This window comes from Azotobacter tropicalis (assembly GCF_059739045.1).
Genome location: NZ_AP046059.1, coordinates 3,975,505 through 3,998,021, shown reverse-complemented (window position 1 = coordinate 3,998,021; position 22,517 = coordinate 3,975,505). Strand labels below are relative to the sequence as shown.

Sequence of the window (22,517 nt, the reverse complement as noted above, 5' to 3'; positions counted from 1 at the left end):
GCCTCCGGCTTAGGCCAGCCACAGCCGCACGTCCCGCACGATGAAGTTGCCCGAATAGACCGGATGCGGCTCGCCGATGGGGTCCAGCTCGAAATGGCGCTTCTGCTCCTCCGGCAGCCCCTCGTAACCGCCGATCACCTGGTACAGCCAGCTTTCCGCCTCCCACGGCAGGTCGTGCTGCGCCCGGTACTCCAGGGCCGAGAGCCGCTCGCCGCTGTCGATGACCCGACAGAAGTAGGCCTCGACGGCCGCGCGGATGGGACTGGCGACGACCTCGAAGTCCTCGTGCGCGCCGAGCACGAACTCGCCGGCCTCGCCCGGCGCCTGGCTCAGGCGCTCGGCCGGCTGCAGGCTGCGCGCCTGGGCCACCAGGGCGAGCAGGACCTCTTCCTGCAGCGGGTTGTGGACGTCCGCCGCGGCCGGGGCGAGGATCGCCGAAGCCAGGTTGAACAACTGCGGCACCTGCGGCTGGACGGCGTGGTTGCCCACCCGATAGTCGGGCTGCTGCTCCATGTGCAGCAGCCAGCCCTTGAGCAGGCGGGTGCGGCCGCGGATCTGGCGAAAGCGCCCGAGCAGTTCGAGCAGACGGCCTTGGACGACGCTCAACTCCTGGGAACAGGCGCTGACCGTGCGCTGCAGGCTGGTGACCAGCAGACGGCGCAGCTCGCGCAGATCGCCGGCGGTCTCGGCCAGCTCCTCGAAGCTGATCAGCTCCAGCCCGGCGAGCAGCTCGCTCACCTGGGCCTGGGCCAGCTCGTTCTCGCGGATCTTGGCATTGAGGGTGCCGACATAGCCGAACTCGTTGTTGATCCGGCTCCACAGCACGCGGATGCCGTGGCCCAGCGTCTCGCCGAAGGCGTAGACGTGCTCGCGCAGCTCGCCCAGGTAGGCATCGGCGGCCGCGTAGTCGCCCTGGTGGCGCGCCTCCTTGTAGTGGGCGGCGAGGGTCTTGAAGGTGGCCAGGGCGGAGCCGGTGTTGGCGTCGATCTGCCGGTTGCGGTCGTCGCGCAGGGCCTCCTCCAGCAGCGCGCGCACCGCCCGGCGCAGGTGCAGGTCGGCGCCGGGCTCGGGCCGGTAGAGGATGCCCTCCTTGACCAGCCGCTCCTCGACCGCCGGCTCCAGCGCCTGGTCCGCCACCGAGCCGGCCAGGTAGGCGTCCATGATCGGCTCGGCATGGCGGCCCAGCAGGCGCAGGAAGCGCACCCCCGCCTGATGCAGGTTGCTGCCGCTCATAGCAGCGAACCCTGGCCGGCGCCTTCCGCGCGGCCCTCGAGGTCGAGGCCCTCGCTTTCGTCGATGAAACGGATCACCTCGTACAGGTAGTCGAGCTTGCCGGTGCCCAGGTAGATCTGCTTGTCCGGGTTGGGACGCACCAGGTAGCCCAGCTCGCAGAGCTTCTTGAACACTTGCTTGATCTGCCCGTCAACGCTGGCGCTGGTCGAGCCGAACAGCCGGTAGTGGCTGATCCGCGCCAGTTGCTCGCGGAACGCCGGGGTGTCCTCGACGATGCTCTGCAGCTCGTTGAGACGCAGCGCGCTGCCCTCGGTGAGCGGCGCATCCTGGGCGCCGGCCTCCTGGACCAGCACCAGCCACTCCACCAGCGGGGAGAGCGCGGCGCAGACGTCGCGGAACTGCTGGCCGATCACCCCGCGCTCGTCCTCGCCGAGCTGCCGGTAGGCGCAGAAGAACACGTCGCCCTCGCCGGAGCCGCCGACGGCGGCGACCCTGCGGTTGAGGGTGGCCAGGTAGTCATCGACCTGCTCGCGATTGGCCGGCGTCTTCAGGAAGCGCCAGGCGTCCTCGTCGCTGGTACGGCAGATGAACTCGCCCCTGAGCAGGCGTTCGATCACTTGTCCCCTGGTCGAGAGCATTTACGCCACCTCCCCGTTCTTCAGGCTTTTCAGACGCTCGGCGATGACATCCAGGCGCGGCTTGACCACCTGCAACTGGCGGGTCTGCTTGTTGACGATGTAGCGGTTGGCGAACAGCGACAGCACCTCGGAGTCCGGGTTGGGGAAGGCGCCGAGGATGCGGATGTTGTTGTTGCTGCAGGCCTCGAAGATCTTCTTCACGTTGTTGTGGTGCAGGGTGCCCAGCTCGTCGATCGGCCAGTGGACGACGGCCGGCGCCGCGCCGCGCAGCAGGCGGGTGAAGGCCAAGAGGAACTTGCAGAGGATCAGATAGGCCATGCCGTGGCTGGACGACTCGTTGAGCTGGCGGTCGGTGCGGATCACCAGGTCGCTGTTGCCTTCGCGCAGGCGCAGCTCGATCTCCAGCAGCCCGGCGATGCCGCCGCCGAGCGCCGAGCGGCCGATGATGTCCAGCGTCCGGCGCATGCTGGCGGTGTAGTCCTCGCCGGGCAGTTCGCTGTAGCCGTCCTCGCGCCAGGTGCGGAAGGCCTTGATGAAGGCCTTGAGCTCCGGCCAGAACTCCAGCTCGCCGATCCGCGAACGGATGCGCACCGCCGAGTCGGAGACGCCGTCGAGGAACAGCTCCTCGCTGACCTCGCGGGTGATCCGCGCGCTCTGCGTGTCGATCTTGCGGTCGATGTCGGCGAGCACCTCGTAGTAGTGATTGAGTTCGATGCCGAAGTTCTTGCCCAGATCGCGCAGCACGGCGATCTTCTGCGGCACCAGGGTGTTGAGCAGTTCCGCCAGGTGCGGCACCAGGCGGCGGTAGTCGAGGGTCGGGATGCCGCGCTCGCCGACCAGGGTGCATTCGGCGCGGCTGCGCTCCCAGGTCTCCGCCAGGCCGGAACCGGACTGCCCGGCGATCAGGCCGTCGAAGCGCTCGACGTGGGCCTTGACGGCGACGAGTTGCCGCTCGCGGGCCTGCAGCAGCTCCTCGCCGAGGCGCAGGCGCTCGTCCAGCTCGCCTTCGGCGAGGCTGCCCTCGCGCGGCAGCTTCAGTTCGCCCAGGCGGCGCAGCAGCACCCTGACGCGGCCCAGCGCCTCGTCGAGCTGCCCCTTGAGCTGCAGAGCCTGCCGGCGGAGCTCCTCCAGCTGGCTGCGTTCGGCCTTGTAGGCGGCGCTGGCGCTGCCCAGCCGCTGTTCGAGATCGGCGGCCAGGTCGCGGCTGTCGCCCAACTGGCCCTGCAGCTTGGGTTTGCGCACCAGCCAGCTGTGCCGGTACCACTCGTCGTAGCGCAGCACCTCGGCGCGGCGCTGCTCGGTGCGGACGATCCGCTCGCCGAGCGTCTTCATCTGGCGCTTGAGCTCGACGATGGCGTTCTCGTCGACGCCGCGCGACTTCAGCTCGGCCCTGTACCAGCGCTCGCACTCGTCCAGCTCGGCCTGGGCGCCGGCGCGGCGCGCCTCGGCGGCGGCCTTGAGCTGGCGGATCTGGTTGTCCAGGCTGCCGAGCACCTGCTGCCAGTGCGCCGAGGTTTCCAGGCGCTCCTCGCCGTAGCGGCTTTTCAGCCCGTCCAGCCAGGCGTCGCGCTCGGCGGCCAGTTGCTTGAGCGCGCCATCCAGCTCGACCAGTTGCCGGCGTGCCTGGCTGCGCCGCTCGGCCACCGCGGCGTCCAGCCGATCCTTCTGGGCGCGGCGCTCCTCCTTGAGGCGCTGGCGGTCGTCGCGGCGGTTCTGCGCCTCGCTGCGCGCCACCACCAGTTGCCGCTGCAGCGCCTCCAGCGCGTCGTTGGCCTCGACCAGCCGGGCCTCGGCCTCCTTCTGCTGGTTCTCGGCATCCTGCAGGGCGTCCTGGGCGAGTTGCAGGCGCTGGCGCAGCTCGGCCTCGCTGGCGGCGTATTCGGGGATTTCGAGGGCGGCCAGGTCCAGATGCACGCCGAACAGGCTGTCCTCGCCGTCGCCGGCCAGCGCCGGCTTGAGATTGGCGCGTTTGAGCAGCTCCGGATGGATGACCTTGCCGAGCCGGCTCTCCCAGCCCGGCTGCTCGCGGCGCAGGAACTCCAGCAGGGTGTGCTGGCCGGGATAGAGCATCAGCTCGATCTCGTCGAGCCGCTCCTGGCGCTCGACCAGCCGCCGTGCGCCCAGCGTGAAGGCGCCGTGGGCTTCCTCGCGGCGGGCGCGCAGGCCGCGCTCCTGGATTTCCAGCTGGCGAACCTGGGCCTCGGCGGCCTCGACCTTCTCGTCGGCCTCTTCCAGGCGGCGGTCGAGGATCGCCAGGGCGAGGTTCTCCTCCTCGCTGTAGCCGAGGCTCCGGCTCTGCTGGTCGAGGCGCTCGCGCTCGAGCCTGCGCTCGTACTCGCGGCGGCTGAAGTCTTCCAGCCCCTCCTGGCGGCGGGCGGCGAAAGCGCTTTCGAGGGCGTGCAGCGCCTCGTCCTGGCGGGCCTTGCGCTCGTCGCGCTCCTCGCGCAGGGCTTCCTCCTGGCCGCGCAGTTGCTCCAGCGCCGCCTCGCGCTGGTCCTTGATCGCCTGCTGACGCTCCAGCCAGTCGCGTTCGACGTCCTGGTGCTGGCTGGTGAACAAGCGGTGGCGGGCATCGAGGTTGGCCATCTCGTCGCGCCAGGCGCCGACCTGCTCGAGATCGGCCTTAGCCTGCTCGATGTCGGCGTCCAGGTAATCCTGGTACTGCCGCTCGATCTGCTCCAGCTCGTCCTCGATGCGCCCGATGTCGCCGCGGGCAGCGGACAGCTCCTGGTTGAGCGCGTCGCGCCGGTCCTTCCAGCGCTCCTCCAGCTGGCGGAGCTGGAAGCCGCTCTGTTCGATCGATGCCTCGGTCTCTTCCTGGGCCTGGAACAGGCGCGGCTCGTCGGCCTGGTAGCCGAGCAACAGGCCGGCCAGACGCAGCTCGCCGCCCAGCAGGTCCTGATACTCGCGCTCCAGGCGCTCGAACTCCGGGCGGATGGCGTTGAAGCCCTGGATCAGGCGGCTGTCGCGAATCCAGTCCTCGACCCGCTGCAGGTTGAGGTGGGTGGCCGGCGGACTGACGCCGTCCTCCTCGAGGATGGCGGCGACCATCGACTTGATGGTCTCCATCTTGCCCTCCGGGAATGCACGGCGCGCGCCAGCTTCTCGATGTGGCGCAGGGAGTGCTCGGGGTCGCAGAGCGAGAACTGCCGGGCGAAAGCACGCAGCTCGGCGCGCTGACCGTCGGCGGCGAGCAGGCTGCGGTCGTTCTGGACGATGGCGCGGAACTGGGTGGTGTTGATCAGCCGGGTGGTGTTGACGCCGGCCTGCCGGAAGCGCCGCCCCAGCTCCTCCATGCTCAGGCAGGCGATGGCGTCGCCCTGGCGGCTCTTCACGTAGTCGTCCAGCTCGAAGCCCTTCTGCACCAGGCGGTAGGCCACCCCCCGACCGTCGCTGGCGGCGGCCAGCACCGCCTGGCAGAGCTGGCCGTCCATGCGCTGGTATTCGTAGACGATGAAGCTCTGCTCGGTCGGCAGGTACCAGCGCTCGAAGCTGTCGCGGGTGGCCGGCACCACGCGGCTCGGGTACTCACCGTAGAACACCGGCACCAGCCGCTGCAGGGTGGTCTTGCCGGAGGCGTTGGTGCCGCAGATGTTGGTGTGGTCGTCGACGACCAGCTCCACCACGCCCTGGAGGTGGGTGTTGATCAGAATGATGCGGTTCAGGCTGGGCATGCGGGTCCTTGAGAAAACGGTGATGGCGGCAGCCGAAAGGGGGCGGGCAGTGTAGCGCCTGACGGGGATTCGCGCAGAGGCGGCCCTCGCCCGCAACGCCGCCGGTTCGACACGGCCCCGAAACAATCCGTTCGGATTCAATCTGCCGCCGGCCGGGGTTCGGCGTGGCATAATTCCCGACCATCCTCCCGACCACACGATACCCAGATGACAGACGGAACCCCGGTTCTCTACGGCATCAAGGCCTGCGACACCATGAAGAAGGCCCGCGCCTGGCTCGACGCGCATGGCGTCGTCTACCGCTTCCACGACTACAAGAGCGCCGGCATCGACCGCGCGCGCCTGGAGAAGTGGTGCGCCGAGCACGGCTGGCAGGTCGTGCTCAATCGCGCCGGCACCACCTTCCGCAAACTGGATGACACACAGAAGGCCGATCTTGATCAGGCCAGGGCCATCGAGCTGATGCTCGCCCAGCCGTCGATGATCAAGCGCCCGGTGCTCGACCTCGGCGCCCGCAGTCTGGTCGGCTTCAAGCCGGACCTCTATTCCGCCGCGCTGGCCTGAGGCCGGCGCCTTCACGAATCAGCAACAAGGAACACCCGCATGTCCACTACCCTGTTCAGCCTGGCCTTCGGCGTCGGCACCCAGAACCGCCAGGGCGCCTGGCTGGAAGTCTTCTACGCCCTGCCGCTGCTCGCGCCGGCCGCCGAACTGGTCGCCGCGGTCGCGCCGATCCTCGGCTACGCAGGCGGCAACCAGGCGATCGCCCTCGACACCGACCAGGCCGCCGAACTGTCCAAGGCGCTGAAGGGCATCGACCCGGCGCAGTCCGCCCTGCTCACCCGCCTGGCCGAAGCCCAGAAGCCGCTGGTCGCCACCCTGCTGGCCGAGGACGCCGCCCTGACCTCCACCCCGGAGGCCTACCTCAAGCTGCACCTGCTCTCCCACCGGCTGGTCAAGCCGCACGGGCAGAACCTTGCCGGGATTTTCCCGCTGCTGCCCAACGTGGCCTGGACCAGCCAGGGCGCCATCGACCTCGCCGAACTGCCGGCCCGCCAGCTGGAAGCGCGCCTGAAGGGCGAGCTGCTGGAGGTCTTCTCGGTGGACAAGTTCCCGAAGATGACCGACTACGTGGTGCCGTCCGGCGTGCGCATCGCCGACAGCGCGCGGATCCGCCTGGGCGCCTACATCGGCGAGGGCACCACGGTGATGCACGAGGGCTTCGTCAACTTCAACGCCGGCACCGCAGGTCCGGGGATGATCGAAGGCCGCGTCTCGGCCGGGGTGTTCGTCGGCAAGGGCTCGGACCTGGGCGGCGGCTGCTCGACCATGGGCACCCTGTCCGGCGGCGGCAACATCGTGATCTCCGTGGGCGAAGGCTGCCTGATCGGCGCCAACGCCGGCATCGGCATCCCGCTGGGCGACCGCAACACCGTGGAATCCGGCCTCTACGTCACCGCCGGCACCAAGGTCAACCTGCTCGACGAGCAGAACCAGCTGGTCAGGGTGGTCAAGGCCCGCGACCTGGCCGGCCAGCCGGACCTGCTGTTCCGCCGCAACTCGCAGACCGGCGCGGTGGAGTGCAAGACCCACAAGTCGGCCATCGAGCTGAACGAGGCGCTGCACGCCCACAACTGATCGCCGCGTCCGAACGTAGGAGCCGGCTTGCTGGCGATGTGCCCGAACGGCCTGGATCGCGGGCAGGCTCGCTCCTACACTGGACTGCGTCACTCCGAACAGTGATCGCCGGCGATTTTGCCGATTTCCTTCATCATCACAGCAGCGCCGACCATGTCCCTTCCCTCTCCCTGGCGCGCCGACTTCCCGGCCTTCGCCGCCTTCGCCCGGGACGGCCAGACCTACCTGGACAGCGCCGCCACCGCGCAGAAACCGCAGGCGGTGCTGGACGCCCTGCTCAGCTACTACACCGGCGGCGCGGCCAACGTGCACCGCGCCCAGCACGCCCCCGGCGAACGCGCCACGCGCGCCTTCGAGGAGGCGCGGGCCAAGGTCGCCGCCTGGCTGAACGCCGCCAGCGCCGGCCAGATCGTCTTCACCCGCGGCGCCACCGAGTCGATCAACCTGCTCGCCTACGGCCTCGAACACCTGTTCCGCGAAGGCGAGCAGATCGCCGTCGGCGCCCTGGAGCACCACGCCAACCTGCTGCCCTGGCAGCAGCTGGCGCAGCGCCGCGGCCTGGAGCTGGTGGTGCTGCCGCTGGATGGCGCCGGCGACATCGACCTAGGGCAGGCCGCACGGCTGATCGGCCCGCGCACCCGGCTGCTCGCCGTCAGCCAGCTGTCCAACGTGCTCGGCCGCTGGCAGCCGCTCGAAGCGCTGCTCGCCCTGGCCCGCGCCCAAGGCGCGCTGAGCGTGGTCGACGGCGCCCAGGGCGCGGTCCACGGCCGCCACGACCTGCAAGCGCTGGCCTGCGACTTCTACGTGTTCTCCGCGCACAAGCTCTACGGCCCGGAGGGCCTCGGCGTGCTCTACGGCCGCCCGCAGGCCCTGGAGCGCCTCCGTCACTGGCAGTTCGGCGGCGAGATGGTCCAGCAGGCCGACTACCACGCCGCGCACTTCCGCCCGGCGCCGCTGGGTTTCGAGGCCGGCACCCCGGCGATCGGTGCGGCCATCGCCTTCGGCGCCGCGCTGGATTACCTGCAGAGCCTGGACGGCGCGGCGGTCGCCGCCCACGAGGCGGCCCTGCACGCGCGCCTGCTCGCCGGGCTGCGCGCCGTCGACGGCCTGCGCCTGCTCGCCGAGCCGCACACCGCGCTGGCCAGCTTCGTGATCGAAGGCGTGCACAACGCCGACCTGTCCCACCTGCTCGCCGAACAGGGCATCGCCGTGCGCGCCGGCCAGCACTGCGCCATGCCGCTGCTGCGCCGCCTCGGTCTGCCCGGCGCGCTGCGCGTGTCGCTCGGCCTGTACAGCGACGGGAACGATCTGGAGCGCTTCTTCGCCGCCCTTCGACATGCCCTGGAGCTGCTGCGATGAACCTGCCCGCCGCCGCCTGCGAGGCTCTGGAGGCCTTCGCCCAGTGCCCCGGCTGGGAACAGCGCGCACGCCTGCTGCTGCAGTGGGGCGAACGCCTGGAGCCGCTGGGCGAGGCAGATCGCTGCGAGTCCCATCGGGTACAGGGCTGCGAGAGCCAGGTCTGGCTGCTCGGCGAACAGCGGGACGGCCGCTGGCATTTCCGCGCCGGCAGCGATGCGCGCCTGCTGCGCGGCCTGCTGGCGCTGCTGCTGGCGCGGGTCGACGGACTGACGGCGAAAGAGCTGCAGGCGGTGGATACGGCCGACTGGTTCGCCCGCCTCGGCCTGTCGCGCCAGCTCTCGCCGTCGCGCAGCAACGGCCTGAACGCCGTGTTGCAGCGGATGCGCGAGCTGGCCGGCCAGGATAGGGCCTGTTGACACTACTTCACGAACCGCGTTGCTGCGCCAAATGGCGCCAAGCTAGGCGGCGTTCCCTTGCCAAGTCCCGCAACGACGCATGGCGCCATTTGCCGCGCAACCCGAAGGGACGGGCCTGTTTTTGCGCGATGTGTCGTTGCTCGACGGCTCATTTGGAACGACCAAACTTCGCGTCTCGCGCCTAGCCTCGCGCAAAAACGGGCTCCGTCGCGGCCGTGTAGTAGTCTCAACAGGCCCTATGGTTTCCTCTCCAGCCGGCCGGTCGCCTCCAGCCAGCGGGCGGCATCCTGCTCCAGCCACAGGCGCGCCGGCGCGGCGTCGCGCACCCGGGCGTCGAGGAAGGCCAGGCTGAGGCTCAGCAGGCTGGCCATCCGGCGCGGATCGACGCGCTCCTCCATGCCCTGGCCATGCCCCAGCCGGCCGCCCCCGGCCGGGCCGCCCCCCTTGCCGCCGGGACGGCCGCCGCGCCCGCCTCGCTCGCCGCCACCGCCTCCGGGGCCGCCGGCGCCAGGTCCACCTCCGCCAGGCCCCCGCCGCTCTCCGGCCGACCACCCGCCGGACGTCCGCCTTCGGGCCCGGCGCCCGGCCCCGGTATCGCCTCGAACGAGCCGCCGAGCAGCCGGTGAGTGGCCTCGGCGGCGATCAGCTGGTAGCTGCCGGGCACCTTCAGCCCCTGCCAGAGCCGCTGGCGGCGGCTCGGCGGCTCCACCCAGCCGAAGGGGTCCTCGTCGCGCGGCCCGGTGAGCGCCAGCAGCGGCGTGTCGATACGCCCGAAGCGTTCGCTGTCCGCCTCCGCGGACACGTAGGGGCTGAGCAGGATCGCCGCCTTCGGCTGCCAGCCGGCCGGCGGCGCCTCCCCGCTCGCCCGCTCGCCGGCCAGGGCGGCGGCGGTCTGCGCGCCGAGGTCGAAACCGGCCACCGCCAGGGTCTGCCAGTCGACCCCGGCCAGACTCGGCTCGCCGGCCTGGGCGCGGCTGCGCAGTTCCGCCAGCACCTGATCGAGCACGGCAATGCGCGCCGTCAGGGCCTGGCCGGCGAAGCTTTTCTGCGCCAAGGAGCGGAACACCCCGGCCTGCGCCTCGGCAGTGGAATAGGCCGCCCGCCCGTAGGCCTGCGGCTGCACCGAGAGCACCGCGTAGCCGGCCTCGGCCCAGGCCCGCCGCCACTGTGCGCCGGCCCGGCTGCCCTCGCCGAGTCCCGGCAGGTAGAGGATCAGCGGCGCGCCCCGGGCCGGCTCCGGCGCCATCCAGCTGACCTCGACCGTCTGTCCGGCGACCTGCCATTCGGCATCCCAGCCGCGCACCGGCAACCGGAGCGCCGGACGGTAGGCGCCCTCCAGGTGGCGTTCGAGCCCTTCGCCGGGCGGCCCCGGCGGCTCGGGCCGCCCGGCGCAGGCAGCCAGCGCGGCACCGACGAACAACGGCAGGGAAAGACGCAAGAGCCTGGATTTCGACATTCGCACGGTCTCCGGAATGCTTCGGAACGGCGGTCGATGGTGCCAGCCGGGGCGCAAGGGCTGGGTCAGGATTGGGTAAGCGTCGGGTAAAGAATCCCTCAGGCGGAAGGCGCGCGCCGCTCTGCCGGTCGCCGCGCGCCGGCCACCAGCTTGTCCACCGCCCTGGCCGCCGCGGCCATGCCGAAGCTGGCGGTGACCATGGTCACCGCGCCGAAGCCGCCGGCGCAGTCGAGCTTCACCCCTTCGCCGACGAAGCCCTTGCTCTGGCACACCGTGCCGTCCGGCTTGGGATAGCGCAGCTGCTCGCTGGAGAACACGCAGGGCACGCTGTAGCTCCGTCCCGGGGTGCGCGAGAAGCCGTAGTCGCGGCGCAGGGTCGAGCGCACCTTGGCGGCCAGCGGGTCGTTGAAGGTCTTGTTCAGGTCGCCGACCTGGATCTGCGTCGGATCGATCTGCCCGCCGGCGCCGCCGGTGGTGACGATGCCGATCTTGCGCCGCTTGCACCAGGCGATCAGCGCCGCCTTGGCCGCCACGCTGTCGATGCAGTCGATGACGAAGTCCAGGTCTTCGGTGATGTGTTCGGCCATGGTTTCGCGGGTGACGAAGTCGGCCACCGCATGCACCCGGCAGGCGGGACTGATGGCGCGCAGGCGCTCGGCCATCGCCTCGACCTTGAGCCGACCGACGGCACCCTCGAGGGCATGCACCTGACGATTGGTATTGGTGATGCAGACGTCGTCCAGATCGAACAGGGAAATCTCGCCGACCCCGCTGCGCGCCAGGGCCTCCGCCGCCCAGGAACCGACCCCGCCGATGCCGACCACCGCCACATGGGCCGCCGCCAGGCGGGCCAGGCCGTCGCGGCCGTACAGGCGGGCGATGCCGCCGAAGCGCTGATCCTCTGTAATCATTGAGCCACCTCGTGAACGGGCGGTTATTATCGGTCCAGGCAAGGTGGGATTGAAGCCTTCGCCGTTCGCCGAGCCTTCGCGAACGCTGCGGAGAACTTGCCCGGCCCGCCGCTGCCAAAGGGCTGCAAGCTGCGCCGGGCGTGGCGTGGCAGGACGGGCGGGAGCTATACAGGTCAGGGATGGCAAAGTAGGATGCGCCGACGGCGTTCGCCGGCTTCGCCTGCTCCACCTCTTGGAACCTGAATCAGTCATGTCATCGCATAAATTCGGACTCAACCTGGTGGTGGTCGTGGCAGTCGCTGCGCTCTTCACCGGTTTCTGGGCACTCTACAATTTGCCGGTCACCGCACCGGACTGGCCCGAGCAAATCTCCGGCTACTCCTTCTCACCCTTCCGTCCGGGGCAGAACCCCCAGGAAGACATCTACCCGAGCGACGAGGAAATCCGCGCCGACCTGGAGCTGCTCAGTCGGCAGACCGACAGCGTCCGCACCTATTCGGTGTCCGGCACCCAGGCCGACATCCCCCGTCTGGCCGAGGAGTTCGGCCTGCGCGTGACCCTGGGCATCTGGATCAGCGCGGACCTCGAGCGCAACGAGCGGGAAATCGCCAAGGCCATCGAACTGGCCAAGAGCTCGCGCAGCGTGGTGCGCGTGGTGGTCGGCAACGAGGCGCTGTTCCGCGGCGAGATCACCCCCGAGGCGCTGATCGCCTACATCGACCGGGTCCGCGCCGCGGTCAAGGTGCCGGTGACCACCTCCGAGCAGTGGCACATCTGGCAGGAATATCCGGAACTGGGCCGCCACGTCGACCTGATCGCCGCGCACATCCTGCCCTACTGGGAATTCGTGCCGATGGAGGACTCCATCCAGTTCACCCTCGACCGCGCCCGCGACCTGAAGAAGCTGTTCCCGAGAAAGCCGCTGCTGCTCTCGGAAGTCGGCTGGCCGAGCAACGGCCGCACCCGCGGCGGCGCCGAGGCCTCGCAGGCCGACCAGGCGGTCTACCTGCGCACCCTGGTCAACACCCTCAACGCCCAGGGCTACAACTACTTCGTCATCGAGGCCTTCGATCAGCCCTGGAAAATCGACGACGAAGGCTCGGTGGGCGCCTACTGGGGCGTCTATAACTTCGAGCGCCAGCCCAAGTTCGCCTTCGAGGGACCGGTGGTGGCCATTCCCCAGTGGCGCCTGCTGGCCATCGGCTCGGTGGTCCTCGCCGTGCTGGCCCTGGCCCTGCTGCTGATCGACAGCAGCGCACTGCGCCAGCGCGGCCGCACCTTCCTGACCTTCGTCGCCTTCGCCTGCGGCTCGATCCTGGTATGGATCGCCTACGACTACAGCCAGCAGTACAGCACCTGGTTCAGCCTCACCGTCGGCTTCCTCCTCGCCCTCGGCGCCCTCGGCGTGTTCATCGTGCTGCTCACCGAGGCCCACGAACTGGCCGAGACGGTGTGGACGCTCAAACGCCGTCGGCCGTTCCCGGCGGTCACCGGCGACGAGGCCTACCGGCCCAAGGTGTCGATCCACGTACCCTGCTACAACGAGCCGCCGGAGATGGTCAAGCAGACCCTCGACGCCCTCTCGCATCTGGACTATCCGGACTTCGAGGTGCTGGTGATCGACAACAACACCAAGGACCCGGCGGTCTGGCAGCCCCTCGAGGAGCACTGCGCGCGCCTCGGCCCGCGCTTCAAGTTCTTCCACGTCGCACCGCTGGCCGGCTTCAAGGGCGGCGCGCTGAACTACGTGATGCAGCACACCGCGCCGGACGCCGAGGTGATCGCGGTGATCGACTCCGACTACTGCGTCGAGCGCGACTGGCTCAAGCACATGGTGCCGCACTTCGCCGATCCGAAGATCGCCGTGGTGCAGTCGCCGCAGGACTATCGCGACGACAGGGAAAGCGCCTTCAAGAAGCTCTGCTACGCGGAATACAAGGGCTTCTTCCACATCGGCATGATCACCCGCAACGACCGCGACGCGATCATCCAGCACGGCACCATGACCATGACCCGACGCTCGGTGCTGGACGAGCTGGGCTGGGCCGACTGGTGCATCACCGAGGACGCCGAACTGGGCCTGCGGGTGTTCGAGAAGGGGCTCTCGGCGGCCTACTCGGAACGCAGCTACGGCAAGGGCCTGATGCCCGACACCTTCATCGACTTCAAGAAGCAGCGTTTCCGCTGGGCCTACGGCGCCATCCAGATCATGAAGCGCCATACCCGCAGCCTGCTGTGGGGCAAGGACACCGAGCTGACCCGCGGCCAGCGCTACCACTTCCTGGCCGGCTGGCTGCCGTGGATCGCCGACGGGCTGAACATCTTCTTCACCCTCGGCGCCCTGCTCTGGTCGGCGGCGATGATCATCGTGCCGCACCGGGTCGACCCGCCGCTGATGATCTTCGCCATCCCGCCGCTGGCGCTGTTCTTCTTCAAGGTCGCGAAGATCCTGTTCCTCTACCGCCGCGCGGTGGGCGTCAACCTCAAAGATGCCTTCTACGCCGCGATCGCCGGCCTGGCGCTGTCGCACACCATCGCCAAGGCGGTGCTCTACGGCTTCTTCACCAGCAGCATCCCGTTCTTCCGCACGCCGAAGATGGCGACCAGCCACGGCTTCCTGGTGGCGCTGGCGGAGGCCCGCGAGGAGGTCGTGATCATGCTCGTGCTGTGGGGCGCGGCCGCCGGCATCGCCCTGGTGCAGGGCTTCCCGAGCAACGACGTGATCTTCTGGGTGGCGGTCCTGCTGATCCAGTCGCTGCCCTACCTGGCGGCGCTGATCATGGCCCTGCTGTCGTCGCTGCCGAAGAAAGTCCAGGAAGCCCCGCTCGCCGAGGCCGCCTGAGGCCGGGCATCGCTGCCGGGGACTCCCCGGCGGCGATGCGGCCTTCTCTCATCCCTCAAAGCCGCTGCAGCCCGTCAGCGGCTTTTGTCTTAAAATGACGCCCTTTTTCCGTCGCTCCGGAGCCGCAATGACCGCCTCAGCCCTCTCTCCCACCCTGGCGCTCGCCTGCGAACTGATCAACCGCCCCTCGGTCACGCCGCGGGACGAAGGCTGTCAGGCGCTGATGATGGCCCGCCTGGGCGCCGTCGGCTTCGCCCTGGAGCCGATGCCCGTCGAGGAAGTGGAGAACTTCTGGGCGCGGCGCGACGGCGGCACCGGCGAGGGCCCGGTGCTGTGCTTCGCCGGCCACACCGACGTGGTGCCGACCGGCCCGCACGAGGCCTGGCAGACCCCGCCCTTCGCCGCCAGCATCGACGAGCACGGCATGCTCCGCGGACGCGGTGCGGCGGACATGAAAGGCAGCCTGGCGGCCATGGTGGTCGCGGTCGAGCGCTTCGTCGCCGATCACCCGCGCCACCGGGGGGCGATCGCCTTCCTGATCACCAGCGACGAGGAAGGCCCGGCGCTGCACGGCACCCAGGCAGTGGTCGAGCGTCTGCGCGCGCGCGGCGAGCGCCTCGACTGGTGCATCGTCGGCGAGCCATCGAGCAGCCAGGCGCTCGGCGACACGGTGAAGAACGGCCGGCGCGGCTCGCTCGGCGCGACCCTGACGGTGCGCGGCAAGCAGGGCCACGTGGCCTATCCGCAGCTGGCCAGGAACCCGATCCACCTGGCCGCGCCGGCGCTCGCCGAGCTGGCCGCCGAGCATTGGGACGACGGCAACGCCTTCTTCCCGCCGACCAGCTTCCAGATCTCCAACATCCAGGCCGGCACCGGTGCCACCAACGTGATCCCCGGCGAGTTGCAGGTGCTGTTCAACTTCCGCTTCTCTACCGAATCCACGGAGGAAAGCCTCAAGCAGCGCGTCGCGGCGATCCTCGACCGCCACGGCCTGGACTGGCAGATCGACTGGGCGCTGTCCGGCCTGCCGTTCCTCACCGAACCGGGCGAGCTGCTCGATGCCGTGTCGGCCAGCATCCGTGCGGTGACCGGCCGGAACACCACGCCCTCGACCAGCGGCGGCACCTCCGACGGGCGCTTCATCGCCACCCTGGGCACCCAGGTAGTCGAGTTCGGTCCGCTCAACACCACCATCCACCAGGTCGACGAGCGCATCCTGGCCAGCGACCTGGACCTGCTCGCCGAAATCTATTACCAGACCCTGGTGCGGCTGCTGGCATGCTGATCTGTCCGCTCTGCAACGGCGCCCTGAGCGCCGACGACCGAGGTGTCGCCTGCGCCGCCGGGCATCGTTTCGACCGCGCCCGCCAGGGCTATCTGAACCTGCTGCCGGTGCAGCACAAGAAGAGCCGCGATCCCGGCGACAACCAGGCGATGGTCGAGGCGCGTCGGCGCTTCCTCGACGGCGGACACTACGCCCCGCCAGCCCGCCGGCTGACCGAACTGGCCGCCGCGCGCGCACCGCGCCGCTGGCTGGACATCGGCTGCGGCGAAGGCTACTACACGGCGCAACTGGCCGAGGCCCTGCCCGCGGCCGACGGCTACGCCCTGGACATCTCCCGCGAGGCGGTCAAGCGGGCCTGCCGCCGGGCCCCGCAGCTGACCTGGCTGGTGGCGAGCATGGCGCGGGTGCCGCTGGCCGATGCCAGCTGCGAACTGCTGGCCAGCGTATTCAGCCCGCTCGATTGGCAGGAAGCCCGCCGCCTGCTGGCCCCGGCGGCGGCCTGCTGCGCATGGGGCCGACCCGCGAGCACCTGCTGGAGCTGCGTGGCCTGCTCTATGACGAGGTGCGCGAATACGACGACGCCAAGCACCTATCGCTGATTCCGCCGGGCCTGCATCTGGCGCACAGCGAAACGCTGAGCTACCGGCTGCGGCTGGACAGGGCCGAGGACCGCGCCGACCTGCTGGCGATGACCCCGCACGGCTGGCGTGCCAGCGCCGAGCGCCGCGCCGCGGTGATCGCCGCGCCCTTAGAGGTCACCATTGCCATACGCTACGATTGGATCGAACGCAGTTAGACGCCAGGAATTCGCCATGCGCCAACCCGACATCGAGATCTACCTGAAGGACGGCGATCAGCAGGCAGTCACCGACTGGCTGAACACGACGATCGGCCCCTGCACGCCCTGGCGACGCCAGGGCCAGACCTTCAAGTGCCAGGCCGCCAACGGCGCGCCCGTCACCTGGCTGCCGAACGCGGTGGGCAAGTGGCACAGCCTGTTCATCGAAAGCGAGCAGACGCCCTGGGAGGACGATCTGACCTTCGCCCGCGCCGCCTTCGCCGCACTGGGCGTGGAAATCCGCTGTGCGCCGGGGGGCTGGCAGGAAGAGGAAAGCGTCGATGCCGCCGACCGCTGGATCAAGATCAACGGCGAGGGCGAGCAGGAGTTCATCTGGCGGACCCAGTGAGGGCCGAAAGAGCACCGGCGAGCGCCGGGGCCAGGAGCTGACAGGCCCGTCGCGGACGGGCCTGCCGGGTCTTACACTTTGGAGACGTCTTCCGCCTGCAGGCCCTTCTGGCCCTGGATCACCGAAAACTCCACCTTTTGTCCCTCGATCAGGGAACGATGACCGTCGCCGCGGATGGCGCGGTAATGGACGAACACGTCCGGGCCGCTCTCGCGCTGAATGAATCCATAGCCTTTGGCATCATTGAACCACTTGACGGTTCCGACCTCACGATCAGCCATTACCACTCTCTCCAAACATGCAATTTTGTTGTTTGCCTTACCAGAGGCCACAAGGCCCGCGGACGTGCTCCAAACCCTCAAACATGCGTGTCGCGTGGGTGTTGAAGGCGCATCCCTGGAAGCACCGCTCGGGCAGTATAAAGCAACCACCCAAGCTGGAAAGGACTTTTTGTCGTAGGCGCGCAACCCCCTAGGTCAATAAATCGGTCGAAAATCCGACTATTTTCGACTGATTTCAGCGTTTCGCCCGTGCCCTCGGCGGTAACCGCATATTTTGTAAGCGTTTTCGCCCCTCAGACCCGGCGCTGACGACGCCACAACCAGACCGCCAGCGCGCCCAGGGTCAGCAGCAACGGAACCAGGGCGATGTTGAGGAGCTTGAGGGTGCGGCCGAGGGCTTCGATGTCGGCATTGAGCTGGTAGCGCACTTCGCGCAGCTCCTTGCGGATACGCAGCTTCTCCTGCAGGAACTGCTGCAGCGTGGCCTGCTGCTCGGGACTCAGCTCCAGGGCCTTGCCCGGCTCCTCGCTCTGCTGCAGGGCGGCGAGCTGCTGCTCGGTCTGCGTCAGACGCTGTTGCAGCACCTCCTCCTTCTCGCGAAAGCGCGCCTCGGCCTCGCGCTGCAGCGCCTCGACCACCACGAACGGGCGGCTGAAACGGCCGCGCGAGCGCACCTCGATCAGCGCCTCGGAGCCGGCCAGATTGTCCAGCGCGTTGATCGCGAAGCTGCCGTTGTCGGCGAAGGGCTGCGGAACGCGCTGGCCGAAGAAGTCCTGCACCCGCACCCACATGCGGTCGCTGAGCAGGTCGCTGTCGGCAACCACGATGAGGTTGATGTTGTCGGCCGCCTTGAGGCCGTCCCGGCGCCCCTCGATGCCGTCCGGATAGGCCGACCTGACCGGCCCGCTGATCCGCACGGCGAGGGTGTAGCGCTCGCCGGTCGGCTGCAGGTCGCCGAGCAGACTCTGCGGGTCGTCGACGGCGGCGACCCGCTCGGCGTCCAGCGGCATGGCATAGACGGAGCTCTTGATCAGCGGCACGAAGCGGGTCGAGGCGCCTTCCACGGGGTCGAGGATGCCGGCGCTGGCGAGCGTCAGGCTCTCCAGCCCGGCGATGCTGACATCCTGCTGGTCCAGCGCCGCGGGCGGCAGGTTCAGCCAGGCGGGATGGCGCACCGCCCGCTGCCCCTGGCCGACACTCACCGCCATGGCGTAGGCGCCGTCGCCGAGCACCTCGCCGGGGCGCAGGCGCACACCCCAGGCCTTGAACAGCGGCTCCAGGTCGGAGGCCCGGCCGCTGCCCATCTCGCCGGACAGGCTCATGCCGCTGTCGAACTCGGCGAGCGGGTCGACGAAGGCCAGCAGCTTGCCGCCGCGCAGCACGAACTGGTCGATGGCGTAGAGGGTCTGCTCCGGCAGCTGTTTCGGATGCACCAGCAGCAGCACCGAGACGTCCTCGGGGATCTGGTCGAGGCCGGCCTCCAGGCTTTCGATGCGGAACAGCTGGCGGATCTCCTCAAGCACCATCCAGGGCGGCGTCGGCTGCCCGGCCAGCATGTCGAAGCCGCCGTTGAGCTGCAGCCCGGAGAGCACCCCGATCACCGGCAGCCGGGTGTGGACCAGCCCCTGCACCAGGCGGCTGATCTCGTACTCGAGAAACTCTTCCTGATCCAGCGGGAAGAACGGAATCGCCTGGACGTTGCCGGCCGCATTGCGGCCGGCCAGGCCGAAGTAGACCTGTTCGCCGCCCTGGTTCAGCGGCACTGCCTGCAGGCCGAACTCGGCGGCGCGATCCTCGTCCTCGGAGAACGGCTCGGGGTCGACGAGGTGCAGGCGCAGCCTGCCGTTCGCGGCCCGCTCGTAGGCCTTGAGCATTTCCTCGACGCGCCGCGCGTAGTTGCGCAGCGGCGCCACCTCGCGAGTGGCGCGGTCGGAGTAGAAGAAGTACAGGTCGAGCGGCTGCTCCAGCCCGGCGAGGATCCGCTCGGTGCCGCCGGAAAGGGTGTAGAGCTTCTGCTCGGTGAGGTCCAGGCGGACGTTGCCGAGCAGCTGCCCGGAGAGGATGTTGAAGGCCAGGAAGGCCACGGCGATGAGCAGCAGCCCGGCGCCGGAGTGCAGGATCTTCTTCATGTCAGTCGGCCTTCTTCAGATCGACCACCACGGCGGTGGCGGCCAGCCAGGCGGCGATCAGGGAGACGAAGTAGAGCAGGTCGCGCAGGTCGAGCACGCCCTTGCTGATCGCGTCGAAGCGCACCAGGAAGCTCAGCGAGGCCACCGCGTCGACCAGCCACTGCGGCGCCCAGCCGCTGAAGGCGTCGAGCACCAGCGGAAAGCCGCTGGCGATGAACAGGAAGCTCAGGCTGACGGCGAGGATGAAGGCGATTACCTGGTTCTTCGCCAGCGCCGACGTGCACGCGCCGATCGCCAGGTAGGCACCGGCCAGCAGCCAGCTGCCGAGGTAACCGGTGAGGATCGCGCCGTTGTCCGGATCGCCCAGATAGTTGACGGTGAGCACCATGGGAAAGGTCAGCAGCAGGGCCAGGCCGGCGAACACCCAGGCGGCGAGGAACTTGCCGGCGACCGCCTCGAAGCGGCTGATCGGCAGGGTCATCAACAGCTCAATGGAGCCCGACTTGCGCTCCTCGGCCCAGAGGCGCATGGCGATGGCCGGCACCAGGAACAGGTAGAGCCAGGGATGGAAGTTGAAGAAAGGCGCCAGGCTCGCCTGGTTGCTCTCGAAGAAGCCGCCCAGGTAGAAGGTGAACACCCCGGAGAGGACCAGGAAGATCAGGATGAACACGTAGGCCAGGGGCGTGGCGAAATAGCTGCCCAGTTCGCGCTTGAAGACCACCGGTAGCTGTCTCATGCCGCCTCCCCCGGGTCAGGGTACGGAACACCTCGTCGAGGCGGCCGCGCTCCACGTCCAGTTCGCGCACCTGCCAGCCACGCTGGTGAATCAGCGCATTGACCTGGGGAAAGATCACCTCGCCGGGTTTCGCCAGCACGGTGAGGCTGTCCTCCCGGGAATTGGCCTCGACCCCGGCGACGCCCGGCAGCGCCGCCAGCGCGTCCCGCTCCAGGCCCTCACCGACCAGGGTCACCGCCTGGTGGTAGCGCGAGCGGCTTTCCAGCTCCAGCGGCGTGCCGTCGGCCACCAGCCGGCCGGCGGCGATGATCAGCGCGCGGCTGCACACCGCCGCCACCTCCTCGAGGATATGGGTGGAGATGATGACGATGCGGTCGCGGGCCAGATCGCCGATCAGCTGGCGCACCTGATGCTTCTGGTTGGGATCGAGGCCGTCGGTCGGCTCGTCGAGGATCAGCACCGGCGGCTCGTGGAGGATCGCCTGGGCCAGGCCGACCCGGCGCTTGAAGCCCTTAGAGAGGGTGTCGATGGTCTGGTCGAGGACCTTCTCCAGCTCCAGGCGGGCCACCGCCGCCTCGACCCGGCGCCGCCTCTCCGCGCCACGGAAGCCGCGTACCTCGGCGATGAAGCCGAGAAAGCCGGCCACACGCATCTCGCCGTAGCAGGGCGCGCCCTCCGGCAGGTAGCCGATCTGCCGCTGGGCCTGGAGGGTCTGGCGCTGGATGTCGAAGCCGAGGATGCGCGCGCTGCCGGAGGTCGGCGCGAGGAAGCCGGTGAGCATCTTCATGGTGGTGGACTTGCCGGCGCCGTTGGGGCCGAGAAAGCCCAGCACCTCCCCCGGCCGGACGCGGAAGGACAGGTTGTCCACCGCGGTGTGCTGCGCGAAGCGCCTGGTCAGGTTGTCTATCTCGATCATGGCCTCTCATCCGTGCAGTGAAGCCTTCCTGTCCGCCGACAGCCGCGCGCAGGAAGCGCCCCGTTCGATCCGTTGGAAAACCCGGCCCGGAGGCCGATGGCCGCCTGCGGAGGCTTTCCAGCGGCCGGTGTAGTGAATGCCGGCGGACTATAAGGAGTCCGCTCGCGGCCTGGCAAGATCGCCCCTGCCGCTGCGCAGCCGCTCTGCGGCGCGCCAGAAGGCCGTGTCCGGATGTTCTGACCCGCCCGCCTCGGCTAAGCTGGCCGCCCCTTTTCTGCACGGAATGCCATCATGCGTCGCCTCGCCCCGTTGCTCGCCGGCCTCATGCTGAGCGCCAACGCCCTCGCCCTCTCGCTCGCCGATCTCACGCAACAGGACGCCAATGGCGGACTCAAGGATGCGCTCGGCCAGGGCGCCCAGCTGGCCGTCCAGCAACTGGGCCGCCCCGGCGGCTTCAGCGACGACCCGGAGCGGCGCATCGGACTGCCGGGCAAGCTCGGCAAGGTCGCCCAGACCATGAAGCTGATGGGCATGGGCAGCCAGGTCGAGCAACTGGAAGCGCGCATGAACCAGGCCGCCGAGGCCGCGGTGCCGCGGGCTCAGGCCCTGCTGCTGGATGCCGTGCGCAAGATGACCGTGGCCGACGCCAAAGGGATCCTCGCCGGCCCGCAGGATGCGGCCACCCAGTACCTCGATCGCAGCAGCCGCGAGCAGATCCGCGCCCGCTTCCTGCCCATCGTCAAGCAGGCGACCGACCAGGTCGGCCTGGCCCAGAAGTACAACGCCTTCGCCAGCCAGGCGGCGAGCTTCGGCGCGCTCGACGCGAAGAGCGCCAATCTCGAGGGCTACGTTACCGAGCAGGCGCTCGACGGCCTGTTCGAGGTGATCGCCGCGGAAGAGGCGAAGATCCGCGAGAACCCGGCGGCGGCCGCCAGCAGCCTGGCGAAGAAGGTATTCGGCGCGCTGTGACGCGGGCCTCTATCCCTTCAGCGACTGCAGCGCGTAGACGTCGTAACGACTGGACTTGCCGTCCAGGCTGTAACCCGGCTTGGGCCCGGCGACGATCGGCGCCTTGCGCGGGCGTTTGACCACCACCCGGTGGCTGGCCAGCGCCAGGGCGGCCTCAAGCAGGGCCGGCGCGTCCAGGTCGTCGCCGACCAGCGGACGGAACAGGCGCATCTCCTTCTTCACCAGGGCGCTCTTGTCGCGATGGGGGAACATCGGGTCGAGGTAGATCACCTGCGGCGGCGCATCCGCCCACTGGCGCATCTGCGCGATGGCATCGCCCTGGCGCAGATGCATGCGCGCGACGATGGGGCCGACCTCCGGGTCGCGGACGGCACGGGCCAGACCGTCCGCGAGCAGTGCGCCGATCAAGGGCTGGCGCTCGATCAGGATCACCTCGCAGCCCAGGCAGGCGAGCACGAAGGCGTCGCGCCCCAGTCCGGCGGTGGCGTCGAGCACCCGCGGGCGCACCCCGCTCTGCACGCCGACCGCCTTGGCGATCATCTGCCCGCTGCCGCCGCCGAACAGCCGCCGGTGCGCCGCCGCCCCCTCGACGAAATCGACCCGCACCGGCCCGGGCGCCTGCGGCCCCAGCTCGGCCAACTGCAGGCCCTGCTCGCCGAACTGCAGGGCGAAGTCCGCCGCGCCGCCCAGCGACAGGCCCAGGCGCTCGGCCAGGGCCTGTGCCGCCTCGTCGAATACCGGATTCAGGGCCTCGACCCGGACAGATACCGCAGGAGACTCATCGATCATCGCAACGCGCTCGCAAAAGGCCGCAGCGGCGGCCGCCAACTTCAGGCCGGGCATTCTG

Annotated in this window: 17 protein-coding genes and 3 pseudogenes; 9 read left to right on the top strand and 11 right to left on the bottom strand. The window is 69.4% G+C overall.

Features of this window, described 5'->3' with window-relative positions:
• Positions 1 to 9: 9 nt before the first annotated feature.
• The 3 genes and pseudogenes from Atro_RS18915 to Atro_RS18905 all read right to left on the bottom strand — a co-directional run bounded on the left by Atro_RS18915 (position 10) and on the right by Atro_RS18905 (position 5,545).
• Positions 10 to 1,233 carry a phosphoenolpyruvate carboxylase gene (locus Atro_RS18915; RefSeq protein WP_497924745.1) on the bottom strand — a complete coding sequence of 408 codons (1,224 nt, stop codon included), beginning with the start codon at positions 1,231 to 1,233 and terminating at the stop codon, positions 10 to 12.
• Complete coding sequence (locus Atro_RS18910; RefSeq protein WP_497924744.1) at positions 1,230 to 1,871, bottom strand: hypothetical protein; 642 nt, start codon at positions 1,869 to 1,871, stop codon at positions 1,230 to 1,232. Before Atro_RS18910 ends, Atro_RS18915 begins: the two co-directional genes overlap by 4 nt.
• Positions 1,872 to 5,545: pseudogene (locus Atro_RS18905) on the bottom strand (ATP-binding protein). It abuts the gene before it with no gap.
• 207 nt (positions 5,546 to 5,752) lie between these two features.
• On the opposite strand from Atro_RS18905, the gene Atro_RS18900 reads away from it, so the two are divergent.
• The 4 genes from Atro_RS18900 to Atro_RS18885 all read left to right on the top strand — a co-directional run bounded on the left by Atro_RS18900 (position 5,753) and on the right by Atro_RS18885 (position 8,958).
• Positions 5,753 to 6,109, top strand: a complete 357-nt coding sequence (locus Atro_RS18900; protein WP_497924741.1) for an ArsC family reductase — start codon at positions 5,753 to 5,755, stop codon at positions 6,107 to 6,109.
• A 39-nt stretch (positions 6,110 to 6,148) separates the two neighbouring features.
• Complete coding sequence (gene dapD / locus Atro_RS18895) at positions 6,149 to 7,183, top strand: 2,3,4,5-tetrahydropyridine-2,6-dicarboxylate N-succinyltransferase (RefSeq protein WP_497924739.1); 1,035 nt, start codon at positions 6,149 to 6,151, stop codon at positions 7,181 to 7,183.
• 153 nt (positions 7,184 to 7,336) lie between these two features.
• A complete protein-coding gene (locus Atro_RS18890; protein ID WP_497924737.1) occupies positions 7,337 to 8,542 on the top strand; it encodes an aminotransferase class V-fold PLP-dependent enzyme in 1,206 nt (401 codons plus the stop codon).
• Positions 8,539 to 8,958 carry a SufE family protein gene (locus tag Atro_RS18885; protein ID WP_497924735.1) on the top strand — a complete coding sequence of 140 codons (420 nt, stop codon included), beginning with the start codon at positions 8,539 to 8,541 and terminating at the stop codon, positions 8,956 to 8,958. Before Atro_RS18890 ends, Atro_RS18885 begins: the two co-directional genes overlap by 4 nt.
• 236 nt (positions 8,959 to 9,194) lie before the next feature.
• Here Atro_RS18885 and Atro_RS18880 read toward each other — a convergent pair whose 3' ends face one another.
• The 3 genes from Atro_RS18880 to tcdA all read right to left on the bottom strand — a co-directional run bounded on the left by Atro_RS18880 (position 9,195) and on the right by tcdA (position 11,325).
• Positions 9,195 to 9,329 carry a hypothetical protein gene (locus tag Atro_RS18880; RefSeq protein ID WP_497924734.1) on the bottom strand — a complete coding sequence of 45 codons (135 nt, stop codon included), beginning with the start codon at positions 9,327 to 9,329 and terminating at the stop codon, positions 9,195 to 9,197.
• A complete protein-coding gene (locus Atro_RS18875; protein WP_497924732.1) occupies positions 9,314 to 10,414 on the bottom strand; it encodes an alpha/beta hydrolase in 1,101 nt (366 codons plus the stop codon). The genes Atro_RS18880 and Atro_RS18875 overlap by 16 nt, the downstream gene beginning before the upstream one ends.
• Before the next feature lie 98 nt (positions 10,415 to 10,512).
• The gene (gene tcdA / locus Atro_RS18870) at positions 10,513 to 11,325 is read right to left on the bottom strand and encodes a tRNA cyclic N6-threonylcarbamoyladenosine(37) synthase TcdA (RefSeq protein ID WP_497924730.1); all 813 of its coding nucleotides are present in this window, start codon (positions 11,323 to 11,325) and stop codon (positions 10,513 to 10,515) included.
• 250 nt (positions 11,326 to 11,575) lie between these two features.
• Here tcdA and Atro_RS18865 point away from each other — a divergent pair, with 250 nt between their 5' ends.
• The 4 genes and pseudogenes from Atro_RS18865 to Atro_RS18850 all read left to right on the top strand — a co-directional run bounded on the left by Atro_RS18865 (position 11,576) and on the right by Atro_RS18850 (position 16,639).
• On the top strand, positions 11,576 to 14,167 hold the full coding sequence (locus tag Atro_RS18865; RefSeq protein ID WP_497924728.1) for a glycosyltransferase: 2,592 nt from the start codon (positions 11,576 to 11,578) through the stop codon (positions 14,165 to 14,167).
• A gap of 127 nt (positions 14,168 to 14,294) precedes the next feature.
• A complete protein-coding gene (gene dapE, locus Atro_RS18860; protein ID WP_497924726.1) occupies positions 14,295 to 15,452 on the top strand; it encodes a succinyl-diaminopimelate desuccinylase in 1,158 nt (385 codons plus the stop codon).
• Positions 15,446 to 16,248, top strand: a pseudogene (locus Atro_RS18855) (putative RNA methyltransferase). Before dapE ends, Atro_RS18855 begins: the two are co-directional and overlap by 7 nt.
• A 16-nt stretch (positions 16,249 to 16,264) precedes the next feature.
• Positions 16,265 to 16,639, top strand: a complete 375-nt coding sequence (locus tag Atro_RS18850; protein WP_497924724.1) for a hypothetical protein — start codon at positions 16,265 to 16,267, stop codon at positions 16,637 to 16,639.
• Between the two features lie 71 nt (positions 16,640 to 16,710).
• Here the strand turns inward: Atro_RS18850 and Atro_RS18845 are convergent, their stop codons facing one another.
• The 4 genes and pseudogenes from Atro_RS18845 to Atro_RS18830 all read right to left on the bottom strand — a co-directional run.
• The gene (locus Atro_RS18845) at positions 16,711 to 16,920 is read right to left on the bottom strand and encodes a cold shock domain-containing protein (protein ID WP_152388946.1); all 210 of its coding nucleotides are present in this window, start codon (positions 16,918 to 16,920) and stop codon (positions 16,711 to 16,713) included.
• A gap of 293 nt (positions 16,921 to 17,213) precedes the next feature.
• Positions 17,214 to 19,049 carry a GldG family protein gene (locus Atro_RS18840; protein WP_497924721.1) on the bottom strand — a complete coding sequence of 612 codons (1,836 nt, stop codon included), beginning with the start codon at positions 19,047 to 19,049 and terminating at the stop codon, positions 17,214 to 17,216.
• A 1-nt stretch (position 19,050) separates the two neighbouring features.
• Positions 19,051 to 19,785 carry an ABC transporter permease subunit gene (locus Atro_RS18835; RefSeq protein WP_497924719.1) on the bottom strand — a complete coding sequence of 245 codons (735 nt, stop codon included), beginning with the start codon at positions 19,783 to 19,785 and terminating at the stop codon, positions 19,051 to 19,053.
• A 7-nt stretch (positions 19,786 to 19,792) separates the two neighbouring features.
• Positions 19,793 to 20,701 (bottom strand): annotated as a pseudogene (locus tag Atro_RS18830) (ABC transporter ATP-binding protein); the annotation flags it as partial.
• A gap of 291 nt (positions 20,702 to 20,992) precedes the next feature.
• Here Atro_RS18830 and Atro_RS18825 point away from each other — a divergent pair.
• The gene (locus tag Atro_RS18825) at positions 20,993 to 21,670 is read left to right on the top strand and encodes a DUF4197 domain-containing protein (protein ID WP_497924717.1); all 678 of its coding nucleotides are present in this window, start codon (positions 20,993 to 20,995) and stop codon (positions 21,668 to 21,670) included.
• Between the two features lie 9 nt (positions 21,671 to 21,679).
• On the opposite strand, the gene Atro_RS18820 is transcribed toward Atro_RS18825, so the two are convergent.
• Entirely contained in the window at positions 21,680 to 22,459 is a 780-nt protein-coding gene (locus Atro_RS18820; RefSeq protein WP_497924715.1) for a class I SAM-dependent methyltransferase, read from the bottom strand.
• Between the last annotated feature and the right edge of the window lie 58 nt (positions 22,460 to 22,517).